7 protein-coding genes are annotated in these 8,398 nt (G+C 69.7%); all 7 read right to left on the bottom strand.

Annotated features, from left to right (window positions below):
• Window positions 1-17: 17 nt before the first annotated feature.
• The 7 genes from ASH01_RS15595 to ASH01_RS15625 all read right to left on the bottom strand — a co-directional run bounded on the left by ASH01_RS15595 (window position 18) and on the right by ASH01_RS15625 (window position 7,816).
• Window positions 18-875: a fumarylacetoacetate hydrolase family protein gene (locus ASH01_RS15595; RefSeq protein ID WP_056777536.1), complete on the bottom strand. Its 858-nt coding sequence runs from the start codon at window positions 873-875 to the stop codon at window positions 18-20.
• Window positions 872-1,315 carry a (2Fe-2S)-binding protein gene (locus ASH01_RS15600; RefSeq protein WP_056777539.1) on the bottom strand — a complete coding sequence of 148 codons (444 nt, stop codon included), beginning with the start codon at window positions 1,313-1,315 and terminating at the stop codon, window positions 872-874. Before ASH01_RS15600 ends, ASH01_RS15595 begins: the two co-directional genes overlap by 4 nt.
• Window positions 1,312-3,693: a xanthine dehydrogenase family protein molybdopterin-binding subunit gene (locus ASH01_RS15605; protein WP_056777541.1), complete on the bottom strand. Its 2,382-nt coding sequence runs from the start codon at window positions 3,691-3,693 to the stop codon at window positions 1,312-1,314. Before ASH01_RS15605 ends, ASH01_RS15600 begins: the two co-directional genes overlap by 4 nt.
• Complete coding sequence (locus ASH01_RS15610; RefSeq protein ID WP_082619879.1) at window positions 3,690-4,499, bottom strand: FAD binding domain-containing protein; 810 nt, start codon at window positions 4,497-4,499, stop codon at window positions 3,690-3,692. Before ASH01_RS15610 ends, ASH01_RS15605 begins: the two co-directional genes overlap by 4 nt.
• A 122-nt stretch (window positions 4,500-4,621) precedes the next feature.
• A complete protein-coding gene (locus tag ASH01_RS15615; RefSeq protein WP_056777547.1) occupies window positions 4,622-5,449 on the bottom strand; it encodes a PEP/pyruvate-binding domain-containing protein in 828 nt (275 codons plus the stop codon).
• On the bottom strand, window positions 5,442-6,089 hold the full coding sequence (locus tag ASH01_RS15620) for a GntR family transcriptional regulator (RefSeq protein ID WP_056777550.1): 648 nt from the start codon (window positions 6,087-6,089) through the stop codon (window positions 5,442-5,444). The genes ASH01_RS15615 and ASH01_RS15620 overlap by 8 nt, the downstream gene beginning before the upstream one ends.
• A complete protein-coding gene (locus ASH01_RS15625; RefSeq protein WP_056777552.1) occupies window positions 6,086-7,816 on the bottom strand; it encodes a PEP-utilizing enzyme in 1,731 nt (576 codons plus the stop codon). The genes ASH01_RS15620 and ASH01_RS15625 overlap by 4 nt, the downstream gene beginning before the upstream one ends.
• Window positions 7,817-8,398 lie beyond the last annotated feature (582 nt).

Below are 8,398 nucleotides of genomic sequence, written 5' to 3' on the forward strand. Positions count from 1 at the left end.
TGGAACAGATGTGGGCGTCAGGCCGGTTTCGGCCCGACGGTGTTGGTCAGGACGCCGATCCCGCTGGCTTCCATCTCGATGAGGTCTCCGGGGCGCAGCCAGCGGTCCAGCTCGAGGCCGGAGCCTCCGGTTGCGGTGCCGGAGCCGAGGATCTCGCCGGCTCGCAAGGTGAGGCCCTGGGAGGCGTAGGCGATCATCGCCTCGAAGGTGTGGTGCATCGCGCTGGTGTTGTCCCCGCCCCACCGCACACCGTTGATGCGGACCTCGAGGTCGACGTTGTGAGGGTCGATCTCGTCGGCGGTGACGATGCACGGGCCGAGAACGTTGGACCCGTCCCAGTCCTTGGCCTTGCAGGGGCCCATACCGACCGGCAGCTCACGCGTCTGGGTGTCCCGCGCGGACATGTCGTTCCAGATCGTGTATCCGAAGACGTGCTCGAGGGCGTCGCCTTCGGTGATGTCCTTGCCGGGGCGGCCGATGACGGCGGCCAGCTCGAGCTCGTGGTCGAGCTTGTGGGTGTAGGCCGGCCACGGGATCTCGTCCCCGGGACCGATGACGGTGTCGGGCAGCCCCTTGTAGTAGGCGGGCACCGTGTACCACTCCTCGGGGATCTCCTTGCCGAGCCCGGCGAACGCGTTCTTCAGGTGGCCCTCGAAGGCGAGGAAGTCACGGATGGTGCGCGGGCGCAGCGGCGCGCGGAGCCGGATCGTGTCGCCGCGTCCAGCTAGGAAGGTGGTGCCGGCGGGGGCACCGGCCTCGATGAAGGCGACCATGTCACCGTCGAATCCGGCGTCGATAACGTCCTCGCCGTCGAGGTAGCCCACGCGGGGGGTGGGATCCGCGCCGTCGGTGCGGATGTAGGTCACGTACTTCACTGGGCCGCCTCCTCGATGGCGTCGATGATCTTCAGGTAGCACCCGCAGCGGCACAGGTTGCCGCCGAGTCCCTCGCGGATCTGTTCGCGGTCGCCGGCGTGGCCCTCGGCGACCATGGCGCGTCCGGTCAGGACCATGCCCGGGATGCAGAACCCGCACTGGAACGCGTGGTGCCGGTCGAAGCAGGCCACGACGCGGTCGTCCTCCGGGACGCCCTCGATGGTGGTGATGTCCTTGCCCTGGGCCAGGGGTGCCATGAGGATGCAGGCGGACACGGGCTGCTCGTCGAGCAGGACGGTGCAGGTACCGCACAGGCCGACGCCGCACGTGACGCGGGGACCGGTCAGGCCGGCGTGGTCACGAAGGACGTCCACGAGCATCATCTCGGGGTCGACGTCGGCCTCGATGGTGCGTCCGTTGACGCGCAGGGTGAGGTTCATGCCTGCTCCGTTCCCCGGTCAGCGTGTGAGCCGGTGTCCAAGTCTCCATGTGAGTCTGTGTACGAGTCGCCATCTGAATCGGTGTCTGACCGGGCGTCTGGCCGGGCGGACGCGTCGGTCTGTGGCTGGGTGGACGCCGTGGTGTCCCGGTCGGCCGAGGGTGCGGCATCCAGGACGCGCTCTGGGGTCATGGGCAGCCGGGTGACGTGGTAGCCGAGCGACGCGACGGCGTTGCCGATCGCGGGCGGCACCGGCGGCACCGCGGTCTCGCCGAGGCCGTGGACCTCTGCTCCCGGGATCTGCATGACCTTGTGGCTGATGGCGGCGACATCGAGCGCGGAGGCGATGTTGTAGTCGGAGAGGTTCGGGTTGGTCATCTGTCCGTCGCTGAACTGCAGCTCCTCGAAGAGGGCCGTACCGAGCCCGAGGATCATCGAGCCTTCGTTCTGCAGGTCGGCGCCGTGCGGGTTGATCACCTTGCCGGCGTAGGAGGACGCGTACAGCGTCTTCAGCGTGATGACGCCGGTCTCGGCGTCGACGTCGACGTGCGCGGCGGCCGAGCCCTGGTGCCAGTGCGATGACGCGACACCCTGGCCGGTGTCGGGGTCGAGGCCCCCGTCGTTGGAGACGAAGCCGTGCCCGATGCTGCCGTGCTGCAGCAGGTCCTGGGCGGCGTCGGCCAGGGCGCGGCTCATCATGTGCGTCGAGCGGCTGGAGGTGGTCCGGGTGTCGTACGGCACCCGGTCGGTGTCGGGCGTGCACACGACGACCTCGTCGACGTCGCACTTGAGGAACTCGGCGGCCAGCCGGGTGAGCATCTCGGAGGCGCCTTGGCCCATGTCGGCGGTCGCCGCCTGCACCTCGTACCGGCCGTCCGGCAGGAGGTGGATGCGGGCCTCAGCCTTCGACGGTGTCTGCATCCCCTTGAGCATGATGGCCACGCCCTTGCCGGACCGGTCACCGTCGCGCTCCCAGCTGACCGCGGCGGCCGCGTCGTCGAGCAGCTCCTCGAAGTGGCTGTCGTGCATGACCTCGCCGGTGCAGAACGTGTCGCCTTCACGGAGCAGGTTCTGCCTGCGCAGCTCGACGGCGTCGACGCCGAGTCGCTCGGCCATGACGTCGACGACTCGCTCGGAGGCCCACACGGACTGCATGGCGCCGTACCCGCGGAACGCGCCGCCGGGCGGCAGGTTGGTGTAGACGCAGTACGAGTCGACGGCGACGTGCTCGAAGCGGTACGGGCCGACGCCGGCGTACCCCATCTTCTGGGCGACCCCGGGCCCGCAGTCGGCGTACGCGCCGGTGTTGACGTAGGCCCAGATGCGCTTGGCGACGAAGGTGCCGTCGGCCTTGGCGCCCAGGCGGATACGGACCGTGGCGGGGTGGCGGGTGACCTCGTTGAAGACTTCGTCCCGGTCCAGGACGCATCGCACCGGTCGGCCGGCGACGCGCGCGGCGAGCGCGGTGATGGCCTCGGTGCGGATAAACGTCTTCGCGCCGAACGCGCCACCCATCGGTGGCACGACGACGCGCACGTCCTCGGCGGCCATGCCGAAGATGTGGGCGAGGTCCTGGCGCATGTTGAACGGGGTCTGGGTGCCGGTGATGACCTCCAGGCGCCCGTCGACCCACTGCGCGTTGGTGGCGTGCGGCTCCATCGGCACGTGCGCTGCCGCTGGGGTGTGGAACACCTCGTCGACGATGACGTCCGCGTCGGCGAACGCGTCGGCCAGGACCGTGTCGGGGTCATCGAGAGCGGTGATGACGTTCGGCTCCTGCCGCCCTTGCAGGGCGGCGGTGCGGATCCGGAAGCGGTGGCACACGTTGGTGCCGTCCTGGGGGCGCATGTCGAAGTAGGCCGAGTCGGACTCGGACGTGGCGTGCCGACTGTGGACGAGCTGCGCGTCTGGCGCGATCGCCTCCATCTCGTCGTAGACGGCGGGTGTGCGCTCGTAGCTGACCTCGACCAGGGACGCCGCAACCCGCGCCGCGGCCGGTGTCGGGGCGATGACGGCCGCGACGGCGTCGCCGACGAACTTCGGTTCGCGGGTCAGGACGGTCTGGTCGGCGATCTGGCAGCCGAAGGCGGGCAGGCCGGCCGCTTCGACGTCGTCCGGGGTCAGGACGATGATCTCGTCGTCGAGCAGCGCGGTCTGGAATCCGGTGACCCGGCCGGCGGGCACCGAGGAGCGGACGATCCGCAGGTGCCACTCGCCGGGTATGCCGCCGTCGATGGCGTAGCGGATGCCGGCCGTGATGCGCGGGTTGACCCCCCGCACCGCGGACGTCTCACCGGGCCGGGGCTGCGGGGCCGGGTCGCTCTGGCCGGACGGGCTGCTCTGGCCGGACAGGTCCGGGCGTGGCGTCGAGGGGCTCATGCGCTCACCTGCATCAGGGCGCGGCGGACCTCGACGGCGACGACGCGACGCCGGTAGGCGGCAGAGCCGCGGTTGTCGTCGATGTACTCGATGCGTTCGGCGTAGGCCTCCCCGATCTCGCGGGCAGAGGCCTCCTCGCCGGCGCGCCAGGTCGCGCACACGTCGGCGAAGTGGTGCGGGCGGTCGCTGACGGCGCCGACGACGACCCGGACGGTCCCCTCGTGGACGGCGGCGGCCACCGACGAGGCGGGCCGGTCCTCCTGGGAGCGGGTGCGCAGCTTGCGGTAGACGGCTGGCCCGGTAGGCCTGGGGACGATGACCCGGGTGATGAGCTCGTCCTCCTCCAGGCATGTGCTGTAGTGCCCGGTGATGAGCTCGTCGATCGGTACGCGGCGGGTGCCGCGCACGCTGGCGACCTCGGCGACGGCGCGGACGGCCACGAGCATCGAGGGCGGGTCCGAGGCGTAGTCGGCGTCGGCGAGGACTCCCCCGACGGTCGCGACGTTGCGCACCCGGGGGCTGGCGACGGCCCGGAAGGCGGCTGAGACCCCGGGCCAGAGGCCGCGCACGTCCTCGTCGAGCTCGAGCCTGCGGTGGCGCACCATGGCGCCGATGGACAGGTCCCCGGCCGAGTGCAGGCGGGTCAGCTCCCGCACGTCCTGCAGGGAGATCCAGTCGTCCGCCTCGAGCATGCCGGCCCTGACCAGGATGCCGAGGAAGGTGCCGCCGGCGACGATCACGGCCTCGGGGTTGTCGGCGCGGGCGCGCACGACGGCGTCCACCGTGGTGGGCTGCATCCATGTCATGGCGGTCGGCTCCTTCCTGTGTCGGTGGTTCGGTGACGGGTTCGCCGGCGGCGAGGTGAGGCTCCGGCCCGGCCGTGAGGCGGGTGCTCAGGTCGAGGCCGGACCGCGGCGGGCCGTCTCGGCTACATCGTCGTGACAGGGCGCGACTGCAGCATGAACAGGCCGGTATCGTCGTAGGCCCACTCGATGTCCTGCGGTCCGCCGTTGAGCTCGGCCAGGTGCAGCCCGAGCTTGACCAGGTCGGCCAGCTCGCTCTCGGCCATGACCTGGTCCTTGACGATCTTCGACTTCTTCAGGGCGCCCTTGCGGTCGAGCGTGTAGTAGTCCGGGGTGACCTCGCCGGAGACGACGTTCTCGCCGATGCCGAACGCGGCCTCGATGACGATGCGGTCGCGGCGGTGGTTGACCGGGTCGACGGTGAACATCACCCCGGCCTTGGTGGCGTCGACCATCTGCTGCACGACGACGGCCATCGCGATGTCGTTCAGGTCGCCCTTGTGCTCGCGGTAGAAGAGGGCTCGCTCGGAGAAGAACGAGAGCCAGCACTCGACGATCTTGTCCATGACCTCCTCGAAGGTCTCGACGAACAGGTAGGTCTCCTGCTGGCCGGCGTAGGAGGCGTCGCTGCTGTCCTCGGCGCACGCGGAGGAGCGCACGGCGACCGAGCAGTTCGCGGGGAGCTGGTCGTACGCGGCCTGGATGAGCTCGCGCGGCGGCTGGGTCGCCGCGACGACAGCCCGGGCCGCGTCGAGGTCGCGCTCCTTGAGGTGGGCGAGCAGCGTGTCGCCGTCGACGGCGGCGGCGAACGCGGCTGAGGTGATGACGAACCCGGGCGGGACCGGCAGACCGTTGGCCGTCATGGAGGCGAGGCTGGCGCCCTTGCCTCCGGTGAGGTCGACGTCGCGGCAGCGCTCGTCGGTGAACGGCAGCACGAGCGGTGTCTCAGTCATTGGGGTCGCCTCCAAACAGCGTGTTTCCGAAGTGTTCGATGTGTTCGCGCATGACCTTCCCGGCCAGGTTCCCGTCCCGCTGGCGCAGGGCGTCGAGGATGGGCAGGTGCGCGTTCGCGATGGCCACCAGGTCCAGGTGTGACTTGATGACGGAGACGAGGGTGTAGGCCTCGATCCGCAGCCCGGACCAGGAGTCGAGCAGGACCGTGTTGCCGGCCTGTTCGACGATGAGCTCGTGGAACCGGGCGTCGTGTACGAGCAGGCCGTGCTGGTCCTTGCGTCGGGCTGCCTCGAGCATGTTCTGGATCTCGGTCTCGAGCATCCGCAGGACGCTGTTCTCGACGCTGGGTGCCGCCATGTGCCCGGCGAGCTCCTCGAGGGCTGCACGGACCGGGTAGGTCTCGGTGAGCTCCTTGTGGCTGACCTGCCGGACGCGAGCGCCCCGGTAGGGCTCGGACTCGATGAACCGCATCGCCTCGAGGTCTCGCAGCGCCTCGCGCACGGGTGCCTGGCTCACGCCGAGCTCCTGGACGAGCGCGAGCTCGACGACCCGGTCTCCCGGGGCGTAGGTCCCGTCGAGGATGCGCTGGATGATGACCTCCTTGATCTGCTCGCGCAGCACGGAGCGTGACAGCGTCACGACAGGACCTCGACGATGCCGGTGGCGCCGTTGACCCGGACGCGGTCTCCCGTCTTGATCTGACGGGTCGCGTCGGAGGTGCCGACGACGGCCGGGATGCCGAACTCGCGGGAGACGACGGCGGGGTGGGAGGCCATGCCGCCAGCGTCCGTGACGAGGCCTGCGATCTTGGTGAAGAGCACGACCCACGCGGGGCTGGTCATGCGGCAGACGACGATCTCGTCGCGCTCGACCTGGGAGAACTGCTCCGGGGAGAGCACGAGTCGGGCCGTGCCCTCGATGACGCCTGTCGAGGCGCCGAGGCCGTGGATCTCCCCCTCCACGGTGGAAGGCTTGCGGTACACCTTCTCCGGGAAGGCCCACAGGGACAGGTAGGGGAACGCGAGGTTCTCCTCGGTGGCCGTGCCCACCCAGTCGCGGGGACGGACCTCGTAGGCGGCTTCGCGCTCATCGCGGCGGTCGCCGACGAGGTCCTCGGCGTCGAAGCTGTTGGAGCCGGCCATGACGGTGCGCAGCTCGTTGTACTTGAGGTACATGACGTCCTCGGGGTCGGACAGCTTGCCGGCCTCGACGAGCTTGCGCCCGATCGCCAGCAGCACGAGGCGAACCCGGGCGTTGGTGCCCTGGTCGATGTAGAAGTGGTGGTCCGGGGTGAGCGGGTTCATCCGCAGGCTGAGGTTGAGTGCCGCCTCGAGGCGGTCACGGGTCTCGCCGGTGACACCGTCGAGGCACTCGACCTTCGCGGCATCGAGGTCCTTGGCGACGGCCGCGATCTCGGCCGGGTAGTCGTAGTCCGCCTCGAGGTAGCCACGGACCGCCTCGACGACCGGGGCCGGGTCCTCGCGCCACGTACGGAAGGAGAACTCGTGTGCCCACATCGACTTGAAGCCGTACTCCGCCTGGTAGGCCTCCACCGTGGTGGCGAGGAACTCCTTCCCCTCCGCCGTGGACTGCAGGGCCTTGATCACGTCGGTGCCGGTCGCGCCCTGACGGAACGCGTCGGCGATGGCGCCGCTGTCCTTCTTGACGTGCTCCTTGATCTTCCACAGCTCCTCGATGGAGTCCCAGTTCCGGTTCTCGGTGGAGGACTGGAGACGGCCCATGAGGGCGGAGTGGTCGCCCTCCCCCTTGGCCTCGGCGATCACGGTGTTGAGATTCAGCGTCGAGGAGAACTGGCTGAAGTTCAGGACCCAGTGGATCGACCAGTGACGGTCGTGGATGTCGATCGCGTCCTCGAGGAGGATGGCCAGGTCGACGAGTTCGGCGGCGTCGTAGTCGTAGGTGTCGAGGCGCTCGAAGTTGCGCCTGATCTCGGGCACGAGCCGGTCACGCCACCAGCCGAGGAAGTTCTCGGCGTAGGTCGGCAGCGTCCAGCCGAGGTAGCCACCGATCTCGGCGGCGTAGTTCTCATCGAGCGGCGTGCGGGGCGTGTACCGGGCGCCGTACTCCGAAGCCTCAGCCGTAAGACCCTGCTCGGCCGGGATGGCGGCGGTGTAGACGTAGCCGTTGATGACTTTGGAGATCCAGTCCGAGGCGAACGGGGTGCCGAACCGGCGGAACATGTAGTCGCACTTGAGCCACCAGCCGCCGATGTCGGCGTACATCGGTGACACCGGGTTCGGGATGTGCAGGTCGTCGTGGACCCAGAGCAGCTCGCGCTGCCCGTCCTCGAAGGTGACGGGGAACTCGTCATCCCCGAAGAAGGTGGCGATCGCGTTGCTGCTCATGAGGTCCTCCTTGACCCGGGCGCCCTTCGTTGGGCGGCCAACTGATTATCGATAATCGAGTAGAAGGGGGCGAGTGTCAAGGGGTTGGAGCGATGTCACTCCCTGACCTCGACGCCGCACCCCTCGACCGCACCCGCCCCGCCCCCGCCCCGCACCCCTCGACCGCACCCGCCCCGCCCCCGCCCCGCACCCCTCGACCGCGCCCGCCCCGCCCCCTCGACCGCACCCGCCCCGCCCCCCTCGACCGCGCCCGCCCCGCCCCCCTCGACCGCACCGGCCCCGCACCAGCGCGCACCAGGAAGCAGCGGTACACGGGGGACCTAGGTACGTCTTGCGGCAGCTGTAGGTGACGGCGCAACCGGTCGCACGCGGCGTATGGCTGAGAGCCTCTGACCTGCGGGGACGCGGCGCACCCGACCGTTGAGCGCCGGTCAACCTGGGTTGAGCCCAGTGCGCCAGCGGAATGCGGAAGCACACTTCCTGTCATGCTTGATATGTGGGTGATCCTTCGGGGTCGCCGGCGCTCCTACGTTGGGGTGTCCGTTCTCCTCGAGGAGGCCCCGTATGTCGAGCGTTGTGTCG

This window comes from Terrabacter sp. Soil811 (assembly GCF_001429655.1).
In the GTDB taxonomy this organism is placed as follows: Bacteria; Actinomycetota; Actinomycetes; order Actinomycetales; family Dermatophilaceae; genus Terrabacter.